This window comes from Roseateles subflavus (genome assembly GCF_030285365.1).
GTDB classification, from domain to species: domain Bacteria; phylum Pseudomonadota; class Gammaproteobacteria; order Burkholderiales; family Burkholderiaceae_C; genus Roseateles_B; species Roseateles_B subflavus.
Genome location: NZ_JASVDS010000004.1, coordinates 286,747 through 308,238, shown reverse-complemented (window position 1 = coordinate 308,238; position 21,492 = coordinate 286,747). Strand labels below are relative to the sequence as shown.

21 protein-coding genes are annotated in these 21,492 nt (G+C 70.3%); 13 read left to right on the top strand and 8 right to left on the bottom strand.

Translation table 11 applies throughout. From position 1 onward, the window contains the following. The first annotated feature begins 96 nt into the window (after positions 1 to 96). The 13 genes from QRD43_RS15735 (at position 97) to QRD43_RS15675 (ending at position 14,156) form a co-directional block, all read left to right on the top strand. The gene (locus tag QRD43_RS15735) at positions 97 to 1,500 is read left to right on the top strand and encodes an aspartate aminotransferase family protein (protein ID WP_285983449.1); all 1,404 of its coding nucleotides are present in this window, start codon (positions 97 to 99) and stop codon (positions 1,498 to 1,500) included. Positions 1,501 to 1,707: 207 nt separating this feature from the next. Further along, entirely contained in the window at positions 1,708 to 2,856 is a 1,149-nt protein-coding gene (locus QRD43_RS15730; RefSeq protein ID WP_285983448.1) for a polyamine ABC transporter substrate-binding protein, read from the top strand. Positions 2,857 to 2,881: 25 nt separating this feature from the next. Next, positions 2,882 to 3,991, top strand: a complete 1,110-nt coding sequence (locus QRD43_RS15725; RefSeq protein WP_434063892.1) for an ABC transporter ATP-binding protein — start codon at positions 2,882 to 2,884, stop codon at positions 3,989 to 3,991. Between the two features lie 7 nt (positions 3,992 to 3,998). Further along, positions 3,999 to 4,940, top strand: a complete 942-nt coding sequence (locus QRD43_RS15720) for an ABC transporter permease subunit (protein WP_285983447.1) — start codon at positions 3,999 to 4,001, stop codon at positions 4,938 to 4,940. Further along, positions 4,937 to 5,794: an ABC transporter permease gene (locus QRD43_RS15715; RefSeq protein WP_285983446.1), complete on the top strand. Its 858-nt coding sequence runs from the start codon at positions 4,937 to 4,939 to the stop codon at positions 5,792 to 5,794. Before QRD43_RS15720 ends, QRD43_RS15715 begins: the two co-directional genes overlap by 4 nt. Positions 5,795 to 5,883: 89 nt before the next feature. Next, a complete protein-coding gene (locus QRD43_RS15710; RefSeq protein ID WP_285983445.1) occupies positions 5,884 to 7,290 on the top strand; it encodes a DUF3138 family protein in 1,407 nt (468 codons plus the stop codon). A 59-nt stretch (positions 7,291 to 7,349) separates the two neighbouring features. After that, entirely contained in the window at positions 7,350 to 8,843 is a 1,494-nt protein-coding gene (locus QRD43_RS15705; protein ID WP_285983444.1) for an aldehyde dehydrogenase, read from the top strand. Then, on the top strand, positions 8,840 to 9,763 hold the full coding sequence (locus tag QRD43_RS15700; RefSeq protein ID WP_285983443.1) for a DMT family transporter: 924 nt from the start codon (positions 8,840 to 8,842) through the stop codon (positions 9,761 to 9,763). The genes QRD43_RS15705 and QRD43_RS15700 overlap by 4 nt, the downstream gene beginning before the upstream one ends. Before the next feature lie 84 nt (positions 9,764 to 9,847). Next, entirely contained in the window at positions 9,848 to 10,774 is a 927-nt protein-coding gene (locus QRD43_RS15695; RefSeq protein ID WP_285983442.1) for a PIG-L deacetylase family protein, read from the top strand. 8 nt (positions 10,775 to 10,782) lie between these two features. Continuing rightward, positions 10,783 to 11,775, top strand: coding sequence for a succinylglutamate desuccinylase/aspartoacylase family protein (locus QRD43_RS15690; protein ID WP_285983441.1), 993 nt, complete (start codon positions 10,783 to 10,785; stop codon positions 11,773 to 11,775). Positions 11,776 to 11,840: 65 nt separating this feature from the next. After that, on the top strand, positions 11,841 to 12,233 hold the full coding sequence (locus tag QRD43_RS15685; protein ID WP_285983440.1) for a hypothetical protein: 393 nt from the start codon (positions 11,841 to 11,843) through the stop codon (positions 12,231 to 12,233). 68 nt (positions 12,234 to 12,301) lie between these two features. Further along, entirely contained in the window at positions 12,302 to 12,958 is a 657-nt protein-coding gene (locus QRD43_RS15680; protein WP_285983439.1) for a DsbA family oxidoreductase, read from the top strand. A 187-nt stretch (positions 12,959 to 13,145) separates the two neighbouring features. Then, positions 13,146 to 14,156 carry a recombination-associated protein RdgC gene (locus QRD43_RS15675; protein WP_285983438.1) on the top strand — a complete coding sequence of 337 codons (1,011 nt, stop codon included), beginning with the start codon at positions 13,146 to 13,148 and terminating at the stop codon, positions 14,154 to 14,156. Here the strand turns inward: QRD43_RS15675 and QRD43_RS15670 are convergent, their stop codons facing one another. From QRD43_RS15670 to QRD43_RS15635, 8 genes are all read right to left on the bottom strand, one after another. After that, on the bottom strand, positions 14,157 to 14,603 hold the full coding sequence (locus tag QRD43_RS15670) for a hypothetical protein (protein WP_285983437.1): 447 nt from the start codon (positions 14,601 to 14,603) through the stop codon (positions 14,157 to 14,159). 25 nt (positions 14,604 to 14,628) lie between these two features. Next, positions 14,629 to 15,411, bottom strand: a complete 783-nt coding sequence (locus tag QRD43_RS15665; RefSeq protein WP_285983436.1) for an FAD:protein FMN transferase — start codon at positions 15,409 to 15,411, stop codon at positions 14,629 to 14,631. Beyond that, complete coding sequence (locus tag QRD43_RS15660) at positions 15,398 to 15,946, bottom strand: FMN-binding protein (protein WP_285983435.1); 549 nt, start codon at positions 15,944 to 15,946, stop codon at positions 15,398 to 15,400. Before QRD43_RS15660 ends, QRD43_RS15665 begins: the two co-directional genes overlap by 14 nt. Beyond that, the gene (locus QRD43_RS15655; protein ID WP_285983434.1) at positions 15,946 to 17,244 is read right to left on the bottom strand and encodes a porin; all 1,299 of its coding nucleotides are present in this window, start codon (positions 17,242 to 17,244) and stop codon (positions 15,946 to 15,948) included. The genes QRD43_RS15660 and QRD43_RS15655 overlap by 1 nt, the downstream gene beginning before the upstream one ends. A gap of 38 nt (positions 17,245 to 17,282) precedes the next feature. Then, positions 17,283 to 18,548: a cytochrome-c peroxidase gene (locus tag QRD43_RS15650; RefSeq protein ID WP_285983433.1), complete on the bottom strand. Its 1,266-nt coding sequence runs from the start codon at positions 18,546 to 18,548 to the stop codon at positions 17,283 to 17,285. A 138-nt stretch (positions 18,549 to 18,686) separates the two neighbouring features. Then, positions 18,687 to 19,325 (bottom strand): methylated-DNA--[protein]-cysteine S-methyltransferase, encoded by a 639-nt coding sequence (locus QRD43_RS15645; protein ID WP_285983432.1) that lies wholly within the window; start codon positions 19,323 to 19,325, stop codon positions 18,687 to 18,689. 12 nt (positions 19,326 to 19,337) lie between these two features. Then, positions 19,338 to 20,390: a tRNA dihydrouridine(20/20a) synthase DusA gene (dusA, locus tag QRD43_RS15640; RefSeq protein WP_285983431.1), complete on the bottom strand. Its 1,053-nt coding sequence runs from the start codon at positions 20,388 to 20,390 to the stop codon at positions 19,338 to 19,340. 399 nt (positions 20,391 to 20,789) lie between these two features. Next, positions 20,790 to 21,488: a hypothetical protein gene (locus QRD43_RS15635; RefSeq protein ID WP_285983430.1), complete on the bottom strand. Its 699-nt coding sequence runs from the start codon at positions 21,486 to 21,488 to the stop codon at positions 20,790 to 20,792. Between the last annotated feature and the right edge of the window lie 4 nt (positions 21,489 to 21,492).

The following is a 21,492-nucleotide window of genomic DNA, read 5'->3' as shown; positions in this document are numbered from 1 at the left end:
TGTGGCCGGGCGGGCAAGACCTGACCCCAGCTGCCCCGTACATCGACAGGATTCCAGTGACCCCGTTCCACGCCGCCGCGTGAGGAAGGACACCCCATGAGCACCGTGCACGCCCCCGTCAACGCCGCCGCGCGCAGCACCCGCCAATGGCAGGAGGCCGACAGCGCCCATTTCATGCACCCCTTCACCGATCACGCCGGCCTGGCGCGCAAGGGGGCCCGCATCATCACCCGCGCCGAGAACATCTATCTCTGGGACAGCGAGGGCCACAAGATCCTCGACGCCATGAGCGGCCTGTGGTGCGTCAATGTCGGCTACGGCCAGCAGGCCCTGGTGGACGCCGCCTCGCGGCAGATGAAGGAGCTGCCCTTCTACAACGCCTTCTTCCAGACCTCCACGCCGCCGGCCATCCAGCTGGCCGAGCTGCTGGCCGAAGTCACGCCGCCGCAGTTCAGCAAGGTCTTCTTCACCAGCTCGGGCTCGGAGGGCAATGACACCGTGGTGCGCATGGTGCGTCACTACTGGGCCAGCCTGGGGCAGCCGGAGCGCCAGGTGATCATCGGCCGCAAGAACGGCTACCACGGCTCCACCATGGCCGGCGCCTCGCTGGGCGGCATGAGCGGCATGCATGCGCAGGGCGGCCTGCCCATCCCGGGCATCGTGCACATCGAGCAACCCCACTGGTTCGAGCTGGGCCGGGAGCAGTCCCGCGAGGACTTCGGGCTGACGGCCGCACGCTGGCTGGAGGCCAGGATCCTGGAGATCGGTCCCGAGAAGGTGGCCGCCTTCATCGGCGAGCCGGTGCAGGGCGCGGGCGGCGTCATCGTGCCGCCCAGCACCTACTGGCCCGAGATCCAGCGCATCTGCGACCGCTACGGCATCCTGCTCGTGAGCGACGAGGTCATCTGCGGCTTCGGCCGCACCGGCCAGTGGTTCGGCTGCGAGACCATGGGCACGAAGCCCGACCTGATGACCTTCGCCAAGGGCGTCACCTCGGGCTACATCCCCCTGGGGGGCGTCATGGTCTCGGACAAGGTGGCCCGGGTGCTCATCGAGCAGGGGGGCGAGTTCAACCACGGCTTCACCTACTCCGGCCACCCGACGGCCTGTGCGGTGGCGGTGGCCAACATCCGTCTGATCCAGCAGCTCAACCTGGTGAGCCATGTGCGGCAGAACATCGGCCCCTTGCTCGCCGAGGGCTTTGCGAGCCTCGCGGACCACCCGCTGGTGGGCGAGACCCAGACCTGCGGGATGATGGGCGCGCTCCAGCTGGTCAAGGACAAGGCCGGCGGTCAGGCCTTCGACCCGGCGCTGGAGGTCGGCATGCTGTGCCGCGCCCACTGCTTCGGCAACGGTCTCATCATGCGTGCCGTGGGCGATCGCATGATCGTCGCGCCGCCGCTGGTCATGACACGCGACCAGGTGGACGAGATGCTGGCGCTCATCCGCCGCTGCCTGGACCTCACGCTGGCCGAACTGCAAGCCAAGGGCTGGCTGTGATGCGCACGCCGTCGAAGCCTGTCCCGCTGGATCAGCGCCACAGCACGGGTTTTGGCGAATGTCTCGCCGCCGGCCCGCCGCCTAGACTGGCCCGCGCCCCTCGGTGCCGCAGGGTTCAGACCTGACCCCGCCGCCCGCCGGCTCTCTGCACCTGCCCCGATCTTCCGCAGCTTCCACCGATTCGGTTTGTCTTCCTGGAGGTTTCCCATGTCGAAGTTTCCCCGGCTCCTGACCCGCTCCCTACCCCGCACACTCAAGGCCCTCGCCCTGCCGCTGGCCGCGGCCTGCGCGGCCCTGCTCGCGCCTGCGGTGCAGGCGCAGGAGGAGGAGAAGGTCCTGAACGTCTACAACTGGTCGGACTACATCGCCGAGGACACGCTGAAGCTCTTCGAGAAGGAGACCGGCATCAAGGTCCGCTACGACAACTTCGACAACAACGAGATCGTCCATGCCAAGCTGGTGGCGGGCAAGACGGGCTATGACATCGTCGTGCCCTCGTCCTACTGGGCCAAGCTGCAGGCGGACGGCGGCCTGCTGCGCAAGATCGACAAGAGCCTGATCCCCAACTACAAGTACCTCGATGCCGATGTCCAGGCGCAGCTCGCCAAGCTGGACCCGGGCAACGAGTACATGGTGAACTGGCTGTGGGGCTTCACCACCGTGGGCATCAACGTGGACAAGGTCAAGGCTGCGCTGGGCAGCACGCCCATGCCCGAGAACACCTGGGACCTGATCTTCAAGCCCGAGTACATCTCCAAGCTCAAGAGCTGTGGCGTGAGCGTCCTGGACTCCGCCACCGAGGTCGTGCCCGCCGCCCTGCACTACCTGGGCAAGCCGGCCTACAGCAAGAGCGTGTCCGACTACGCCGGCGTGCCGGCCCTGCTCAAGGCCATCCGCCCCTACGTGACGCTGTTCAGCTCCTCGGGCTACATCAACGACATGGCCAACGGCTCCATCTGCCTGGCACTGGGCTGGTCCGGCGACATCAACATCGCCCGCCAGCGCGCCATCGACGGCAAGACCGGCCAGAAGATCGAGGCCCTGATCCCCAAGACCGGCGGCATCATCTTCATGGACACCATGGTGATCCCCATGGACGCGCCGCACCCGGGCAACGCGCACAAGTTCATCAACTTCATCCTGCGCCCCGAGATCCACGCCGGCCTGACCAACAAGGTCTTCTACGCCAACCCCAACAAGGAGGCGCGCAAGTTCGTGAAGCCGGAGGTGGCCAGCAACCCGACGGTCTTCCTGAGCGAATCCGACATGAAGCGCATGGCCGCGCCCGATGCCATCAACAACGACGTGCGGCGCCAGATGACCCGCATGTACACCTCGTTCAAGACCGGCATCTGATCCCCTTCCGGAGCACGCCCGCATCATGATGAGCCCCAGCGCCGCCACGACGCCCTACCTGCAGATCGACCAGGTGCTCAAGGACTTCGGAGGCGGCGCCATCGCCGTCAACCGCGTGTCCCTGGACATCGCGCAGGGCGAGATCTTCGCCCTGCTCGGCTCCTCCGGCTGCGGCAAGACCACGCTGCTGCGCATGCTCGCGGGCTTCGAGACGCCCACCAGCGGGCGCATCGTGCTCAAGGGCCAGGACCTCGCCGGCCTCGCGCCCTACGAGCGTCCGATCAACATGATGTTCCAAAGCTACGCGCTCTTCCCGCACCTGAGCGTCTGGGACAACATCGCCTTCGGCCTGCGCCGCGACGGCTGCCCGAAGCCGGAGATCGAGGCGCGGGTGGAGGCCATGCTCAAGCTCGTGCAGCTCGGCAAGTACGCGAAGCGCAAGCCACACCAGCTCTCCGGCGGCCAGCAGCAGCGGGTGGCGCTGGCCCGCAGCCTCGCGAAGAAGCCTCAGCTGCTGCTGCTGGACGAGCCGCTCGGCGCGCTCGACAAGAAGCTGCGCGAGGAGACGCAGATCGAGCTGGTCAACATCATCGAGGAGGTCGGCGTGACCTGCGTGATGGTGACGCACGACCAGGAAGAGGCCATGACCATGGCCTCGCGCATCGGCGTGATGAGCGAGGGCCGCATCCTGCAGGTCGGGCCGCCGGGCGAAATCTACGAGACGCCGGCCACGCGCTTCGTGGCGGACTTCATCGGCAATGTGAACCTCATGGACGGCACGCTGGACGTCGACGAGGCGGACCACGTCGAGATCCGCTGCGCCGACTGCCGGCACTACGTCGGTCACGGCATCACCGGCTCCAGGGGCATGGAGGTGGCCGTGGCGCTGCGCCCCGAGAAGATCCAGCTGAGTCGCACGCCGCCCGCCCGCACGGAGGTCAACGCGGTGCGCGGAACCGTGCGCGACAAGGCCTACTTCGGCAGCTACACCGTCTACCGCCTGCAGCTGGCCAGCGGGGCGGTGCTGAAGGTCTCGCAGGCCAACACCGAACGCCACCCCGACGAGGTGCTGACCTGGGGCGACGAGGCTTGGGCGTCCTGGAGCGACAGCGCTCAGGTCGTGCTGACGCAGTGAGGCCGGCATGAGCACCGCCCCGTCCCTCCTCGCCTGGCGCCCACGCTGGTGGCGCGGCCGCTCCGCCGTCATCGCGCTGCCCTACGCCTGGCTGCTGCTGTTCTTCGCGCTGCCCTTCCTCATCGTGCTCAAGATCAGCGTCTCCGAAATGGAGACCGTGCATGTGAAGGACCTGCTGCGCTACGCCGACGGCGTGGCCACGCTGACCGTCAAGCTCAGCAACTACGTCTTCATCACCGAGGACGAGCTCTACTTCAAGGCCTACCTCAACAGCCTCAAGTACGCCGGCATCACCACGGTGGGCTGCCTGCTCATCGGCTATCCCTTCGCCTACTTCATGGCCCGCGCCCGGGCCACGCTGCAGCCGGCGCTGCTGATGCTGGTGATGCTGCCCTTCTGGACGAGCTTCCTGCTGCGGGTCTACGCCTGGAAGGGCCTGCTGGCCGAGAAGGGCTGGGTGGCGCAGGCCATCGAGGCCGTCGGGCTCGACCGGCTCATGGCAGCGGCAGGCTGGATCCCCGCACCGGGCATGCTGCTGAACACGCCCTTCTCGCTGGCGCTGGGCATGATCTACACCTACCTGCCCTTCATGGTGCTGCCGCTCTACGCCAATCTCTCGAAGATGGACCTGCGCCTGCTGGAGGCCGCGGCGGACCTCGGCGCCACGCCCTGGACGGCCTTCTGGAAGGTGACCGTGCCGCTGTCCAAGGCCGGCATCATCGCGGGATCCATGCTGGTCTTCATTCCCTGCGTGGGCGAGTTCGTGATCCCCGAGCTGCTGGGCGGCCCGCAAACGCTCATGATCGGCCGCGTGCTGTGGGACGAGTTCTTCAGCAACAACGACTGGCCCATGGCCTCGTCCGTGGCGGTGGTCGTGATCCTGCTGATCATCGTGCCGCTGGCGCTCTTCAACAAATACCAGGCCGAGAGCCAGGAGGTGAGGCCATGAGCCGCGCCCTCTTCGGCCCGCGCAGCACGCGCGTCGTGGCCCGGACCTGGCTGCTGCTGGGTTTCGGCTTCCTCTACCTGCCGCTCCTGGCGCTGGTCATCTACAGCTTCAATGCCTCGCCCGTGCCCTCGGTGTGGGGCGGCTTCACGCTCGACTGGTACGCCAAGCTGGCCGAGGACGGCGAGCTGCTGGCGGGGCTGTGGCTGTCCCTCAAGATCGCTTTCTTCACCGCCAGCACCTCCGTGCTGCTCGGCTGCTTCGCGGCCTTCGCGCTGGTGAAGTACCGCCGCTTCAAGGGCCGCACGCTCTTCGCCGGCATGGTCAACGCGCCGCTGGTGATGCCGGAGGTGATCGTCGGGCTCTCGCTGCTGCTGATGCTGGTGTCGATGCAGCGGGCGCTGGGCTTCCCCGAGCGCGGCAGCCTCACCATCTGGATGGGCCACCTGCTGCTGGGCCTGGCCTACGCCACCGTGGTGATCCAGGCGCGGCTGCAAGACCTGCCCCCGTCGCTGGAGGAGGCCGCCATGGACCTCGGGGCACGGCCGCTGCAGGTCTTCTTCCTGGTCACGCTGCCGATGATCTCGCAGTCCCTGCTCTCGGCCTGGCTGCTGACCTTCACGCTGTCGCTGGACGACGTCGTGCTGTCGGCCTTCCTGTCCGGGCCGGGCTCGACCACGCTGCCGCTGGTCATCTTCTCGCGCGCGCGGCTCGGCGTCTCGCCCAGCATCAATGCGGTGGCCACGGTGGTCATCCTGGTCGTTTCGCTGGGCGTGATCGCCGCCAGCCTGGCCATCGCACGCCGCGAGCGCCGCCTCGCGCGCGAGCTGGCCGCCGCCCAGCGGGACGGGGGCTGACACCCCTCTGGCCGCCCATTTCGTCTCCCTGCCTTTCCCTGTTTCCCGCACCGACACCTCAACCTCACACCCTTCCTCAGGAGCTCCCCATGAAGCAGCACACCCTGGCCCTCCTCACCGCCGCCCTCGCCCTGGCCTACGGCGCGCCCGCCCGGGCGCAAAGCAACGAGGAGCTGCTCAAGGAGCTGCGCGCGCTGAAGGACCGCGTCAACCAGCTGGAGGAGAAGCTCAAGGCCACCGAGGCCAAGGCCGCCAAGTCCGCCGAGGCCCAGTGGGGCATGACGCCCGAGCAGGTGCGCGAGTTCAACCGCATCGCCGTCAAGACCGAGGCGCTGGAGGACGCGCAGGAGGCGCTGGGCCTCAAGAACCTCAAGATCACGGGCTTCATCGACCCGACCTTCATCGCCAACAAGGCCCAGAACACCGCCGGCTTCCAGCTCCTCAACAAGGACGCCTATGCCTACGACGCCGGCTACTTCGGCATGGCCGTGCTGGACTTCCAGAAGGAGATGGACGGTGGCACCCGCTACAAACTGACCCTGGCGCCGGACCGCGGCACGGGCTCGGTCTTCAACGGCGGCTCGATCATCCACGAGGCCAGCGTCAACATCCCGCTGGGGGACCTGCAGACGCGGCTGTGGCTCGGCCAGATTCCCGACTGGACGGGCTACGAGATGACCGCCCCGCCCCTCAACAAGCTCATCACCCACAACCTGCTCTTCGACTACACCGCGCCCACCGCCTACACCGGCGCCGTGGCCGACATCACCCGCGGCAAGTGGATGATCAAGGCCGGCCTGGCCAACGTGAACAACTCGCGCAAGAGCGCCGGCAACAAGACCCCAGCCCTCATCTACCGCGTCGACTACGCCAAGGGCGAGTTCCAGGGCTTCGGTTTCTCCGGCCTGCACGGCAAGGCCTACAACTACGCCACCGACGCCCTGGATGCCGCCGGCGGGCTGCGCTTCGCGGACCAGGCGGGCAAGGACACGCGCGTCGACATGCTGGAGCTCGACGCCTACTTCATCCGCGGCGACCTCACCTGGCAGGGCCAGCTTTCCTGGGGCCGCCAGCGCCAGGCCGCCATCTTCAACGAGGACGGCCAGCTCCGCGACGCCAGCTGGACGGGCCTGTCCACGCTGCTGGCCTACAAGTTCATCCCGCGCTGGGAGGCCACGGGGCGCCTCGACTACCTGCGCAACCACAAGAACGGCGGCGGCCTCTTCGGCTACAGCTACGACGACAGCCACAACGGCATCGGCCGCGGCAACGGCTTCTTCTGGGATGACGCCAACCCCGACCCCGAGGCCGCCGGCAAGGGCACGAACCGCTATGCCCTCACCTTCGGCCTGAGCTATCTGGTCAACCAGAATGCGATCTGGAAACTCGAGTACCGTTACGACGGCGCGAGCCAGCCGGTGTTCCTGAACACCAAGGATGGCACCTTCACCAAGACGAACCAGCTGCTGGGCACCTCGATGGTGCTGAGCTTCTGACCCGGGCGGGGCCGGACCCCTGACGCCGCCCGGCCCTCCCATCGAACACGGACATTCCCATGAGCACCATCGACTGGCACCAGCGTGCCCAGGACCTGACGATCGACGGCCGCCCCTTCATCAGCGGGCGCCGCGTGGACAGCGTCCGTGGCGAGACCTTCGACTGCATCTCCCCCCTCGACGGGCGCGTGCTCGGCCAGGTCGCCCGCTGCGGCACCGAGGACATCGACGACGCCGTGCTGGCCGCGCGCCGCGCCTTCGAGGACGGCCGCTGGGCCGCCAAGCCGCCTGCAGTGCGCAAGAAGATCCTGCTGAAGTTCGCCGACCGGATCCTCGCTGCCCGCGACGAGCTGGCCCTGCTCGAGACCGTGGACATGGGCAAGCCCATCCAGTACGCACTCGGCGTGGACGTGCCGGCCGCCGCGCGCTGCATCCAGTGGTATGCCGAGGCGGTGGACAAGGTCTACGACGAGATCGCCCCCACGGGCCCGAATGCGCTGGCCCTCATCACCCGCGAGCCCATGGGCGTGATCGGCGCCATCGTGCCGTGGAACTACCCGATGATCATGGCCTCCTGGAAGCTCGGGCCGGCACTGGCGGCAGGCAACTCGGTGGTGCTCAAGCCCAGCGAGAAGAGCCCGCTCACCGCGCTGCGCCTGGCCGAGCTGGCCGTCGAGGCCGGCCTGCCCGAGGGCGTGTTCAACGTCGTCCCCGGCTATGGCCACGAGGCCGGCGAGGCCCTGGCCCTGCACATGGACGTCGACGCCATCGGCTTCACGGGCTCCACGCGTGTGGGCCGCAAGATGCTGGAATACGCGGGCCGCTCCAATCTCAAGCGCGTCTTCAACGAGCTGGGCGGCAAGAGCGCCTTCATCGTCTTCCCCGACTTCAAGGACCTGGCCCGCGCCGCCCGCACCGTGGCCGGCAGCATGTTCTTCAACCAGGGCGAGAGCTGCAATGCCCCCTCCCGCGTGATGGTGCACGCGAGCATCGCCGACGAGTTCGAGGCCCTGCTGGCCCAGCAGGCGCCCCGCTACCAGCCCGGCGACCCGCTGGACCCGGCCACCGTGATGGGCGCGCTCGTCGACGACGGCCAGCTGCGCACGGTGATGGGCTACATCGAGTCCGGCCTGGCCGAGGGCGCCCGCGCGCTGTGCGGCGCCACGCAGGCCCGGGTCGAGAGTGGCGGCTTCTACGTCGCGCCGACCATCTTCAGCGGCGTCGGCAACGGCATGAAGATCGCCCGCGAGGAGATCTTCGGCCCGGTGATGAGCGTGCTGCGCTTCAACGACGAGGCCGAAGCCATCCGCCTGGCCAACGATTCCAGCTACGGCCTGCAGGCCAGCGTCTGGAGCGACGGCCTGGACCGTGCCCACCGCGTGGCCCGCGCCCTGCGCGCCGGCACCGTCCACGTGAACCAGTACGACGAGGACGACATGACCGTGCCCTTCGGCGGCTACAAGCAGTCCGGCAACGGCCGCGACAAGAGCCTGCACGCCTTCGACAAGTACACGGAGCTCAAGACCACCTGGCTGCGGATCAACGGCGCGTGAGCATCCCCTTCGCCGCCTACCTCAGCCTCGCCGCCAGCACCAGCCTCGTCGGCAGCTATGTCGGGCTGTCCAAGCTTCTGCTGCTGAGCTTCCCGGTCTTCCTGCTGGCCTGGCTGCGCTTCGGCATCGCCGGGGTGCTGATGGCCGGCTGGGTGAAAGCGCCGGCCGGTGCGCCGCCGCTCGACGGGGCCACCCGCCGGCTGCTGTTCCTCGAGAGCTTCATCGGCAACTTCCTGTTCTCGATCTGCCTGCTCTTCGGCCTGCGCGAGTGCTCGGCCATGGCGGCGGGGGTCATCATGGCGGGCATCCCGGCGGCGGTCGCGCTGCTGAGCGCCGTGGTGCTCAAGGAGCGACTCGCGCCGCGGGTGCTGGCCGGCATCGTGCTGGGGGTGGCGGGCATCGCGCTCGTGGCGCTGGAACGCCAGGGCGGCGCCGCCCAGTCCACGCCCCTGGGCCTGGCCCTGGTACTGGCGGCGGTCTTCTGCGAGGCGGGCTATGTCGTCATCGGCAAGCGGCTGACGCAAGACCTGACCCCGCGCCGCATCAGTGCGCTGATCAACCTCTGGGGGTTGGCGCTGGTCACCCCGCTGGGCCTGTGGCAGGCGCTGAGCTTCGACTTCGGCGCCGTCCCGCTGCGGCACTGGGGCCTGCTGGGCTTCTACGCGGCCGCGGCCAGCATGATCACCGTGGTGCTCTGGATGCGCGGGCTCCAGGCCGTGCCGGCCTCGCAGGCCGGGGTCTTCATGGTGTTCCTGCCCCTCGCGACGGCGCTGGTGGGCGGGCTCTTCCTGGGCGAGCATCTGGAGCCCCGGCAGGCCCTGGCCTACGGTCTCGCGCTGGCCGGCGTGCTGCTCGCCACCTGGCCCGCGCGTCGCGCCGCGCCCACCCCAGGGGCGGCGTCGATGCAGGGCAATCCCTGAGTTTGCGTCGTTTGCGCCCGTCAACGCTCCATGAGAGGCAGGGGATGCCCTAACATTGGCTGGCCCGCTGCCGCTGTTGTGCCGATGTCCCCTCTCCGCCCCCCTGCCCTCGACGCCGACGATGCCCAAGAAGGCGCCCAGCAGGGCCGCCTGCCCGCCACCGAGGCCGATCGGGCCCGTGAACTGGCCGACTGGCTCGCCTGGGTCGACGACTGGGCGCAGTTGATGCAGCTCCCCCCCTGCGACGAAGCCGCGCCGGCCCGCAAGCGCCGGGGCCACACGCCGCTGGCCCTGATCTTCTCCCCCCATCCGGACGACGAGTGCATCGTCGGCGCCCTGCCGCTGCGGCTGCGGCGCGAGTCCCACTGGCGGGTCTGCAACGTGGCCGTGACGCTCGGCAGCAACCAGGCCCGCCGCCAGCCGCGCTGGCAGGAGCTGCGCCAGGCCTGCGCGCTGCTGGATTTCGAGACGCTGCAGCTCGCCGAGGGCGGGCTGGAGCAGGTCCGCCCCGACACTCCCATCGCCCAGCCGGGCCTGTGGCAGGGCCACGTCGACCAGGCCGCCGCGCTGCTGCGCCGCGAGCAGCCGGCACTCGTCCTGCTGCCCCATGAGGGCGACGGCATCGCCACGCACATGGGCGTGCACCGCCTGGCGCTCGATGCCCTGCAGGCCGCCGGCTACAACGGGCTGGTGGCGCAGACCGAATATTGGGCGCCGCAATCCGGCGCCAACCTGATGGTGGAAAGCTCCAGGCAAGACCTGGCACGCCTGGTGCAGGCCCTGTCGCGCCATGAGGGCGAGGTGGCACGCAACCCCTACCACCTGCGCCTGCCCGCCTGGATGGCCGACAACGTGCGCCGCGGCGGCGAGATGATCGCCGGGGCCGGCACCGCGCCGCCGGCCTTCGGCTTCGCGACGCTCTACCGCCTGACGCGCTGGCTCGCCGGCCGCGAACAGGACGACCTGCCACCGCGCATGGCCGGCGCCGCCGAGCGACTCAGTCTGGCGTGATCGCGGGCATGCCGCTCCCCTCGACTGCCGCCGTGCCGCTCGGTCATCTGCGGCTGCACCAGTACCTGGCCCTGGAGCCCGGCCCGCGCCTGCTGGTGACGGCCGCCGTCCATGGCAACGAGACCTGCGGCACCCGCGCCCTGGCCCGCCTCGTGCAAGCGCTTGATGAGGGCACCCTGCGCCTGCGGCAAGGACAGCTGACGCTGCTGCCGGTGACCAACCCGCTCGCCTATGCCCGCGGCGAACGCCAGGGTGACCGCAACCTGAACCGCCAACTCCAGCCGACGAGCACGCCGCGCCAGTACGAGGACCACGTCGCCAACGTGCTGAGCCCCCTGCTGGCGGCGCATGAGGTGCTGCTGGACCTGCACTCCTTCCGCGCGGAGGGCTCGCCCTTCGTGATGCTGGGCCCGCGTGACAACGACGGCCCGCTGGAGCCCTTTGCGCACGAGGCGGCCGAGACGCGCCTGGCACTGGCGCTGGGCGCCCCCCGGATCGTCGAGGGGTGGCTCGGCACCTACGCCCGCGGCCTGGCCCGCCGCGGAGCGCCGGCCGGCGACATCGTCCAGGCCATCGGCACCACCGAGGCCATGCGCCGCGCCGGCGGCTATGGCGTGACCCTGGAATGCGGGCAGCACGACGACCCGGCCGCCGTCGACGTGGCGGAAGCCGCCGTGCGCCGTGCGCTCGCGCTGCTGGGCATGATCGATCCGGCGCAGGCCCTGCCCGCCCCCGTCGGCCAGCCGGCCTGGCTGCAGATGCAGGACGTTGTCGACCGCCTCCATCCGGACGACCGCTTCGAGCGGCCCTGGCGCCATTTCGACCCCGTCCGGGCCGGCGAACTCATCGGCCGTCGCCACGACGGCACGCCGGTGCTGGCGCCTGGCGACGGCTGTCTCGTGTTCCCCGACCCCTCGGCGGCCGTGGGCACCGACTGGTTCTACTGGGCTCGGCCCAGTGCGCGATCGAACGACGGGCCACCAGCGGCCGTCTGTCCCTGATCCCTGTCATGAAATCGTTTTCAATCTCACCTAGACTGGCCTACGGGTCGACTCCCTGACGACGCATGGACTGGAACCAGCACGGCAACTACCACCTGCACTGGCGCGGCGATGTGCTGGTCGTGCAGTACGAGGGCGTCTGGAACGACGTGGCGGCCCGCGCCCTGCATCGCGACGCGGCCGCCCTCTGGGCGCGGCACCAAGGGCGCTGGGCGATGGCCGGCCTGTTCGATGACTGGGAAGGCGCCACGCCCGAGGCCTATCAGTGCTGGCTGGCCTTTTTCGTCGATGCGACCGCCAACGGCCTGGGCGCCTATGCAGTCATGATGCCCTCCGGCCTGCTCGCTGACGTCGTGGAGCCGCTGAGCCGGGAGACGGCCAGCCGGGTCGATCGCCGGGACTGCCGTGACCTGGCCGACGCCCTCGACTGGCTGGGCGGGCTGGGCTACCGCTCCTGAGTCGGCGGGCCCCGCCCCGCCAAGCCCCCAGGCCAGCACGGATCCGCCCACCCCACTACGATGCCGGCATGCTGAAGATCGATTTCGTCTCCGACGTCTCCTGCCCTTGGTGCGCCATCGGGCTCAAGTCCCTGGAACAGGCCCTTGCCGAGGTGCCGGACGTCCAGGCCACCCTGCACTTCCAGCCCTTCGAGCTGAACCCGCAGATGCCGGCCGAGGGCGAGGAGATCAACGCCCACCTGGCCCGCAAGTACGGCGCCCGCCCGGAACAGCTGGAGCAGACGCGCGAACAGATCCGCCAACGCGGCGAGGCGCTCGGCTTCACCTTCACCAAGGGCGCCCGGGACCGCATCTACAACACCTTCGACGCCCACCGCCTGCTCCACTGGGCCGGCGAGGTCGACCCGGCGCGCCAGAAGGCGCTCAAGCTGGCGCTGTTCACGGCGTACTTCACCGAGGGGCGCAACCCGGGCGACCGCGACGTGCTGCTGGGCGCGGCACAGGAAGCGGGGCTCGACGCCGCCGGCGCGCAGGCCGTCCTGGACAGCGACGCCCACGCCACCGCGGTGCGCGAGCAGGAGGCCTTCTGGCAGGCGCAGGGCATCCACTCCGTCCCCGCCCTGATCATCAACGAGCGCTACCTGCTGCAGGGCGGCCAGCCTCCCGAGGTCTTTGCGCAGGCCCTGCGCCAGATCGCCGCCGAGGAAGCCAAGGCCGGCCGCTGAGCCCCGCCCCCGGGGTGGCGGTCGGGTCTCAATTGCCACGGCTTGTAAAGGGGGGCCTCCCCAGGCGGCAGCCCCGGCGGCCTGAGCGACAATGCCCTTCGGTCGGCCGCGCTGCCGCGGCCCTGGGAACGAATCCATGAACGCCCCGCCGGGGCGTTTTTGCTTGAGTGATTGAGAGAGGTCATCCGTGTTCAAGAATCTCCTGCTGTACCGCATCGCGCCTGAGTGGCAGGCCACGATCGAGGAGATCGAGGAAGCGCTGGAGCCCGAGCGCTTCGTGCCCTGCGGCGCCACGCAGCCGCTGTCCGCGGGCTGGGTGTCGCCGCGCGGCGTGGCGCATGCGCCCCTGATCGAGGACGTCGGCGGCCACTGGCTGCTGAAGCTGCAGGTCGAGCAGCGCGTGCTGCCGGGCTCCGTCGTGCGCCGCCGGGTGGACGAGCTGTGCGAGCGCATCGAGCAGGAAACGGGTCGCAAGCCCGGCAAGAAGGTCAAGAACGAGCTCAAGGAGCAGGTCACGCAGGAACTGCTGCCCCAGGCCTTCACCAAGCAGGGCGCCACGCGCGTGTGGATCGACACGAAGCAGCGCCTGCTGATGGTGGACGCCGGCTCCGTCGGCAAGGCGGACGAGCTCATCACGCTGCTCGTGAAGTGCCTGCCCAACCTCGTGGTGCAGCTGCTGCAGACCGCCGAGACGCCGGCCGCCTGCATGGCCGCCTGGCTGATGGACGGCGTGCCGCCCGCCAACTTCACGGTGGACCGGGAGTGCGAGCTCAAGAGCGAGGACGAGATGAAGTCCGTGGTGCGCTATGCCCGCCACCCGCTGGACATCGAGGAAGTCCGCCAGCACCTGGCCGCCGGCAAGCGGCCGACCAAGCTCGCCCTGACCTGGCGCGACCGCGTGTCCTTCCTGCTGACCGACACGCTCGCGATCAAGAAGATCGCCTTCCTGGACATCGTCTTCGAAGGCCGTGACAAGCCCAGCAAGGACGAGGCCTTCGACGCCGACGCCGCCCTGGCCACGGGCGAGCTCTCGCAGCTGCTGCCGGACCTGATCTACGGCCTCGGCGGCGAGCATGACTTCGCGGCCGCGGCGCTGCAGGGCGTCAGCCTGCAACTGCAGAAGGACCCGGCGGCAGCGCCGACAGCGGCAGCGGCATCGACGGCCGCCACGGCCGATGAACCGGCCCCCTGGGACTGATCAGCCCGCCGGGCCGTGGCGCCGGGGCCGGTGCCAGGCCCACAGCCCCGTCACGCCGAGGGCCAGGCCGGCATGGGCCCAGCCAGCTGTCTCATGCCAGGCCTCGGGTATGAGGTACAGCAGCCCGTAGGCCAGCAGCACCGCAGCGGCCAGCCCCGCACTGAGCCACAGCCCGCTGCGCCGCTGCGCCAGACGCCCTGCCTGGGCGCTCAGGCGCCAGCCGGCCGGCACATGGCTGCCGGCGACCATGCCCAGCCCCATCAGCGCCAGCATGCTGGCCAGGCCATGCACGCGCATCAGCCAGGCCTCGGCGGGCGACGGCAGCGCGTCGGCCTCGCGGCTGTAGTGCAGCAGCAGCCAGACCAAGCCGGTCGTCAGCAGGACGGCGAAGCTGGTGTAGAGCCAGCGCTTGTGCCAGCCGGGCAGTTTGAGCAGGGGTGCGCGCATGCAGGTTCCGGAATCACGGGGAGGCTCACGCCTGCCAGATCCAGACCCTGGCCTTCAGCCGCGTGAGCAGCGCGGATTCTCGCTCAGGCCCGGGCTGCATCAGCGAACCCAGCGCCGCCAGCTTGCACAGGGCATCGGCCCAGAGCGCGGAAGGCGCGGCCACGGCCACCTGCACGGCCTCGTCATCGGGGAGCCCATGCAGCCGGCTGCGGCTGCCCGGGGCATAGTGGCTGCTGGCAAAGGCGCCGTCCGCCAGCTGGCCGAACTCGCGCAGGCCGCCGCGGGACTCGTCTCGCAGCAAGAGCGGCAGGGCCTGCGGACCGAAGACGCGGAGATCTCCGCCGGCATTCACGCTGCCCCAGCGTGCCCCGGCGCGACGCAGCTGCGCGATGAGGCGGTCCACCACGAAGCCCTTGGCGATGCCGCCCAGGTCGAGCTGCACGCCGTCGCGGTGCTTGTGGAGCACCCCGCCCATGAGCTGCCAGTCGAGCGGGCCGCTGCCGAGCGTCGGGTCGAAGCGCCCGCCGCTGCGCTGGCGCAGGCAGCTCGCCGCGGCCAGCACGCGCTGGGTGGCGGGATGGATGCGCAGGGCGCCGCCCGCCGGCAGCTCATTGAAGCGGGCGATGTCACTGCCGGGCCGGAAGCGGCTCAGCTGCGACTCCAGGCGTTCGAGCCGTTCGAAGGCGTCGCGCAGGCAGCGCTCGCCCGCCTCGGGCGAGTCGTGGCGCACGGCCAGCTCCACCAGCGTGCCGAGCGCCGGCCGGGCCCGGCGCTGCAGGCCGGCGTCGCTGCGGTCAGCCGAGCACACCGCTGCGACGCGCCTGTTCAACGACCGCCACGATGCGCTTCACACCCTCGGCCACATGGCTGCAGGAGAGCGTGGCGCCGGAGATGTTGGCGATGTCCTCCCCCACCTTCAGCGGCGCGCCCTGCGCCTTGCCGACGAACTGCTTGCGCCAGGCCGGGGTCCTCACCTCGTGGCCATGGCTCTCGCGGTAGGACAGGATCTCGACGCCCCGCACCTTGCCGTCGGCGCCGATGCCCACGGCATAGCTGATCAGCTCGAACTTGCCGAGGACGTCATCGGCCACGACCACCCCCAGCAGCTCGCGCCCCTTGAAGGCCAGGCGCAGCTTCCACTGCGCGCTGCGCGGCTTCACGCCCAGCGCCGCGATGGCCTGGGCCTGCGCCGCGTCGAGCTGCCAGTCGCGGATCTCGAAGCGGTCGGCCTCCGCGAACAGCAGCTTCGCCGCAGCCTCCGCCGTCAGGTAGTCCACCGCGAAGGCCCCGGCAGGCGCCAGGGCCAGGACGGTGGCGGCTCCGGTGGCGAGGCACAGGCGCATCAGAAGCTCCAGCCCAGACCCAGGTTCAGGCGGTTGAGGTCCTTGTTCTGCTTGAAGCGCTGCACATCCGCCTTCAGCACGACGCCGGGCGCGAACTCGAAGTTGGCGCCGAAGGTATAGACCTGCTCGGCCGCCTGCACCTCGGGGGTCAGGCCCGCACCGAGGTCGGCAAAGGCCGCCGCGGTGTTGTAGCGCTCCCAGCGGGCAAACGGCTTGAGCACATAGCTGCCCTGCTCCCAGAGCTTGTAGGCGGCCTGCACGTAGGCGCCATCGAAGCGCGAGGGGATCAGGCTGTCGCCGCCCACCAGCGGCAGGTTGAGCGCCGCGGTGTTGGAGATGGTGCCGCGCGTGTAGACGGCCGAGAGGTCCCAGGGGCCCGGCGTCCAGCGGGCGTGCAGGTCCCACAGCGTGATGCGGGACTCGTTCGCCTGCTGCATGTGCGTGGCCTGGCCGGTGAAGATCGAGCCGCCCAGCAGCAGGCCGGGAATGCCGCGGTAGTTGGCGGCGCCGAAGACCGCGAGGTCCCGCGAGCGGGCCAGCGCCATTTCCTGGTGGATGGCGCCCAGCGGGGACTCGCGGCCCTCGCTGCTCGTCGCGTCCCACTTGTTCAGGTCGAAGCCGGTGGAGATGCCGCCCTGCAGGGTCCAGCCACTGTCCAGCTGGCCCACGAGCTGGATGCCGCCCTCACGCCAGGTGCTGGGGATGATCGCCGTCTCGACGAAGTTGCGCTCGACGCCGTAGTAGGCGGTGGGCTCGTGGTTCTCGTTGATCAGGCCCATGGGCACGAGGAACAGGCCGCCGCGCACCGCCCAGTTCGGGTGGAACTGGTGCTCGACGTAGGCCTGCTCGATGGCCACCTCGCCGGCGTCGTCGGCCGAGGCCACGGCGTGCTCGACCTCGATCTCCGCGACGACCTTGGTCCGCTCGTCGAAGCGGTGCTGGTAGCCCAGCACGAGGCGGCGCAGGTCGGCCTGGGCGTCCTGGCTCTTCTTCGTGGGGCGGTTGTAGTTCAGCTCGGCATAGCCGCTGAGCACCGTGGCCGGGGCAGCGGACGGGCGTTCCGTCTCGGCCAGCACCGGGGCCGGCGCCGGAGTGGCGGGCGTCGGCTTGGCGGCCTCGGCGGCGCGCTGCTGCTGGACCTGCGCCAGCTCGGCGCGCAGCTTGTTCAGCTCGGCAGCGAGCTGGTCGACGCGGCGCAGCAGGTCCTGCTCGGTCGCGGTCTGGGCATGGGCCGGCGCCAGGGCCAGCATCAGGCTGAGGCTCAGCGTGCTGAGCAGGGGCAGGGTCTTGGTGTTCATGAGGGGAGGTTCGGAAAAGTCGGGAATGAAGGGGCGGGTCAGCGGGCGTAGCCGTCGCTGAGCGTGCGCAGGAAGGCCACCACGTCGTCGATCTCGGCCTCGCTCAGCGCCGGTGCATCGCCGGGCTTGCGGTTGTACGGACCCTCGGTGGTGTTGACGTTGCCGCGCAGGGCCGGCGGCAGGTCATTGAACTTGTCGATGCTGCCGTCGGGCAGACGCGGGTACCACTTCTCGGGGAAGACGTCGCGCTGGACGTAGAAGCTCACCACCTCGCGCAGGCTGGTGAAGCGGCCGTTGTGGAAGAAGGCCTTGCGCTGAGCGACGTTGCGCAGGGACGGCACCTTGAAGGCGCCGCACAGGTCCTGCCGCGCGAGCAGGTCCCCGGCGTCGCGGGCACACAGGCCGAGGTCGAAGTAGGCGGGATCGGCGTTCTGCAGCAGCGCCGCGTTGCGGGGCACGCCCAGGGCGTCGTAGGTGAAGTCGGTGAACAGCGGGAAGCTGCCGTCCGCGCCCTTGGCGGAGGGGTGGCAGGCGGCGCAGTTGCCCTTGTCCTTGGCGTTGAACAGCGCCAGGCCGCGCAGCTCCTGCTCGGTGAGCGGCGTGCGACCGCGCAGGAACTCGTCGTACTTGCTGCTGTAGGGGCGGAAGTCCGGGTCCTCGAGCTGGTAGGCCTGCAGGGCCAGCTGGACGCGCTGCAGCGCTTCGGCGGGCGTCTTGAACACGTCTGCACCGAACTCCTGCTGGAACTCGGCGGCGTAGCTGGTGCGGGCCAGGCGGGCGATCAGGTCCTCGACGCTGGCGTTGGCCATCTCCTTCGGGTTGAAGAAGGGTTTGCCGGCCTGGTCGGCCAGGCTGCTGGCGCGGCCGTCCCAGAAGAAGCCGCCGTTGGGCGTGCCTTCCTTGTCGAAGCCGAAGGACTTGTTCGTGGCCAGGTAGCGCAGCCCGGGTGCCGTGCGGCCGCCCTCCAGCTCGAGCAGCAGGCCACCCGGTTCGGTGGGCTTGCCGTTGAGCGCACCGGCATGGCCCGTCTCCGGCGCATGGCAGCTGATGCAGGCCTGGCGCCCGGAGCCGGAGAGGCTGACGTCCTTGAAGATCTTCTCGCCCAGCTGGGCGCGGCGGCTCATCGCGTTGTCCGGCAGCGGCGCCGGGCCGGCCGCCGACGAGCTGCCGCCTCCGCAGGCGCTCAGCAGCGTGGCCAGCAGCAGGGCCGAAGCCATCGTCAGGAAGGGCTTGCTGGGCGATTGAACGGGGCTGATGGCGTCAGATGACGAAGGCTGACCGGGCCGCGGGAAGGCAAAGGACATGGTGGGCGCTCGAATTAACAAGCGCAATGATAACAATTCGCAATTGCGAAACCTTCATCCAGATCAAGGATGGCCCGCCGGCGATGTGTCCGTACCACGCGTGATGCGCCCTGCCCCGGGCGCCCGCGGCCTGACGGCTCAGAAGTGGTCGAGATCCAGGCTGCTCTGCTGCCCCACCCACTGGCCGGTCGCGCGGGCCTCCAGGGCCAGCAGCCGGGCCTTGGTGACCGCGCCGCCGTGCGCCGAGAAGCCCCCGAGGCCGGCCTTGGAGCCGGCGGCGGGCAGCACGCGGTGGCAGGGCACGATGGGCGCGAAGGGATTGAGCCCCATGGCCTGCCCCACCGCCCGGGCGCCGCCGGGCATCTTCAGCAAGGCCGCGAGGTCCCCGTAGCTGCGCGTCTGGCCCTGCGGGATCTGTCTGGCCCGCGTGAAGAGCGCCCGCTGGAACGGGGTCAGATCGCGCTCGTCCAGCACCACGTGCGCCACCTGGGCTGGCTGCCCGGCGGCCAGGGCGCGCACGCAGGCGATGGCCTCCTCGACGAAGGCCGGCACCGCCTCGCCCTCCCGGGCCTTGACGGCAGCCGGGAAGCGCTGGCGCATGCGGTCGCGCGTCTCGCCACGCGTGGCCTCGGGCAGCTGCGAGCCGACCAGCCCCTGCGAGGACCACGCCAGGCCGCACAGCCCGATGGCCGTGTCAAAGCACAGGTACTGCAGGAGCGGCGGCGGGCCACTGCCCGGCCCGGCCCCCTGCTCGTCGGTCGGCTGCGCCTGCGTCATGCCGCACCCGCCTCAGGCCGCATCCGCCAGGGGGCCGACGCCGGTCGCGGACCGCATCCCCGCCTGCTGCGCGCGCGCCTGTGCGGCCTGCAGGGCGACCTCGCCCGGGCGCAGCGCCTTGAGCTTGTGGTCCGACCAGATCTGCCGCCAGCGCCGCGCACCGCCGAGGCCGTTGTACAGGCCCAGCGCGTGCCGCATGGCCTGCGGCCAGGGCCGGCCGGACTCGACGACGCGCTCCAGGTACTGCACCCAGGCCTGCTCGACCTGCTCGCGGCTCTGCGCGGGGCCGGGCGTGCCGAAGAATCGCTCGTCCCAGCCCGCCATCTGCCAGGGCTCGTGGTAGGCCTGGCGGCCGACCATCACGCCGTCCACATGCTGCAGTTGCTCGGCGATCTCGTCGTCCGTCTTCAGCCCGCCGTTGATGACGATGGTGAGGTGCGGGAACTCGCGCTTGAGCTGGTGGACCAGCGCGTAGCGCAGCGGCGGCACCTCGCGGTTCTCCTTGGGCGAGAGGCCCTTGAGCCACGCGTTGCGGGCGTGGACGATGAAGACCTCGCAGCCGGCGTCGGCGATCCGCCCCACGAAGTCCCGCACGAAGTCGTAGCTCTCGATCTTGTCGATGCCGATCCGGTGCTTGACGGTCACCGGGATGCCCACGGCATCCCGCATGGCCTTGACGCCGTCCGCCACCAGGTCGGGCTCAGCCATCAGGCAGGCCCCGAAGGCGCCACGCTGCACGCGTTCGCTGGGGCAGCCGCAGTTGAGGTTGACCTCGTCGTAGCCCCAGCGCTCGGCCAGCTTCGCGCAGGCCGCGAGATCGGCCGGCTCGCTGCCGCCCAACTGCAGCGCCACCGGGTGCTCCTCCTCGTTGAAGTCCAGGTGACGCGGCTGATCCCCGTGCAGCAGCGCGCCGGTGGTGACCATCTCGGTGTAGAGCAGCGTCTGGCGCGTCAGCAGGCGGTGAAAACGGCGGCAGTGACGGTCGGTCCAGTCGAGCATGGGCGCCACGGACAGGCGCCAGGGCGAGCTCGCCGGCGTCGGCGTTGGTTCTTCTTGGGTCGGCATGGTTCGGGACTCTTCGGACGGCGGCGGATTGCTGGACGGGCGAGCCCGCGGGGCGCGATGCGCTCGCGCCACGGGAGGGCTCCAGGCGCCGCACAGAACCGGGGCCTTCCGCCTCGAGGACGTCTCGCGGGCGGTGAGGGCCGGGTCCGCATCGGGCATGGCGGGGCCCGCATTTTCGCAGAGTCCCAGCGCGGCGGCCCGCGCCGGCGGTGTCGCGACCGGGAAAAGCGCTCGAAAGCCGGCAGCGAACCGGGGAATCGCCGGGCAGCGCTCCCCAGATGCAGCCCCGGGCCGCGCGTCCGAAGGCGGCGGGGCATGGCGATGAAGCGCCCGACCGAACGGGCAGGCACGTCCCGGTCGACAGCGGCGGTGCCGCCGTCGACCGGCCACCGAAGGCCGTCAGGGCGCCGCGGCGCGACGGCGTCTCGTGGACGCCCAGGCCATCACGCCCAGCGCGAGCCAGCTCAGGCCCGCCGGCTCCGGCACCGTCGAGGGCGACGGGGCGTCCAGCACGAAGGCCAGGTTGTCCGCATAGCCGTCGTTGTCCCCGCCGCCCAGCCGCTCCATCGACAGCGAGAACATCAGCCGGCGGGTGCCGACGGGCAGCCAGTCGCTCACCTCGCGGTACAGCAGTCCGGTCACGTTGCCGCGATCCCCCGGTGTCACCGGGCCGAGGGCGGCGTGGCCGATTTCGCCGTCGCCGTCGTCGAGGAAGGACACGTACAGCAGCGCGTTGTCACCCTGCGAGGCCCAGCCGCCGAGCCAGCCGCTGAGCTTGAAGGACAGCGGCTGCGTCAGGGTGCCGGCCAGGTCCAGCAGCTGGTAGCCGGCGGTACGGGCGCCGTCGCCGGCGAACATGCGCTTGCCGCGGTCCGCGGAGCCGGGCTGCGTCGGGAGGACCCAGTTGGGCCCGTAGTCGACCGCCTGCGGGCGGGCATAGCCGTCGAAGGCGGACCAGCTGGCGGCCACGTCGCTCTCGGCATCGCCGTTGACGATCAGGTTGCTGCCGTAGACGACGCCAGCCTGCGCACCTGCGGCGGCCAGGGCCAGCACGGCGGCGCCGAGCCACTGCCGGGTGGAGATCTTGTAATTGCTCATGGAG

Excerpts from the sequence above, each read along its gene's own strand:
- QRD43_RS15735 (WP_285983449.1), top strand. The coding sequence starts at position 97 with ATGAGCACCGTGCACGCCCCCGTCAACGCCGCCGCGCGCAGCACCCGC.
- QRD43_RS15730 (WP_285983448.1), top strand. The coding sequence starts at position 1,708 with ATGTCGAAGTTTCCCCGGCTCCTGACCCGCTCCCTACCCCGCACACTC.
- QRD43_RS15725 (WP_434063892.1), top strand. The coding sequence starts at position 2,882 with ATGATGAGCCCCAGCGCCGCCACGACGCCCTACCTGCAGATCGACCAG.
- QRD43_RS15720 (WP_285983447.1), top strand. The coding sequence starts at position 3,999 with ATGAGCACCGCCCCGTCCCTCCTCGCCTGGCGCCCACGCTGGTGGCGC.
- QRD43_RS15715 (WP_285983446.1), top strand. The coding sequence starts at position 4,937 with ATGAGCCGCGCCCTCTTCGGCCCGCGCAGCACGCGCGTCGTGGCCCGG.
- QRD43_RS15710 (WP_285983445.1), top strand. The coding sequence starts at position 5,884 with ATGAAGCAGCACACCCTGGCCCTCCTCACCGCCGCCCTCGCCCTGGCC.
- QRD43_RS15705 (WP_285983444.1), top strand. The coding sequence starts at position 7,350 with ATGAGCACCATCGACTGGCACCAGCGTGCCCAGGACCTGACGATCGAC.
- QRD43_RS15695 (WP_285983442.1), top strand. The coding sequence starts at position 9,848 with ATGTCCCCTCTCCGCCCCCCTGCCCTCGACGCCGACGATGCCCAAGAA.
- QRD43_RS15690 (WP_285983441.1), top strand. The coding sequence starts at position 10,783 with ATGCCGCTCCCCTCGACTGCCGCCGTGCCGCTCGGTCATCTGCGGCTG.
- QRD43_RS15685 (WP_285983440.1), top strand. The coding sequence starts at position 11,841 with ATGGACTGGAACCAGCACGGCAACTACCACCTGCACTGGCGCGGCGAT.
- QRD43_RS15680 (WP_285983439.1), top strand. The coding sequence starts at position 12,302 with ATGCTGAAGATCGATTTCGTCTCCGACGTCTCCTGCCCTTGGTGCGCC.
- QRD43_RS15670 (WP_285983437.1), bottom strand. The coding sequence starts at position 14,603 with ATGCGCGCACCCCTGCTCAAACTGCCCGGCTGGCACAAGCGCTGGCTC.
- QRD43_RS15660 (WP_285983435.1), bottom strand. The coding sequence starts at position 15,946 with ATGCGCCTGTGCCTCGCCACCGGAGCCGCCACCGTCCTGGCCCTGGCG.
- QRD43_RS15655 (WP_285983434.1), bottom strand. The coding sequence starts at position 17,244 with ATGAACACCAAGACCCTGCCCCTGCTCAGCACGCTGAGCCTCAGCCTG.
- QRD43_RS15650 (WP_285983433.1), bottom strand. The coding sequence starts at position 18,548 with ATGTCCTTTGCCTTCCCGCGGCCCGGTCAGCCTTCGTCATCTGACGCC.
- QRD43_RS15645 (WP_285983432.1), bottom strand. The coding sequence starts at position 19,325 with ATGACGCAGGCGCAGCCGACCGACGAGCAGGGGGCCGGGCCGGGCAGT.
- dusA (WP_285983431.1), bottom strand. The coding sequence starts at position 20,390 with ATGCCGACCCAAGAAGAACCAACGCCGACGCCGGCGAGCTCGCCCTGG.
- QRD43_RS15635 (WP_285983430.1), bottom strand. The coding sequence starts at position 21,488 with ATGAGCAATTACAAGATCTCCACCCGGCAGTGGCTCGGCGCCGCCGTG.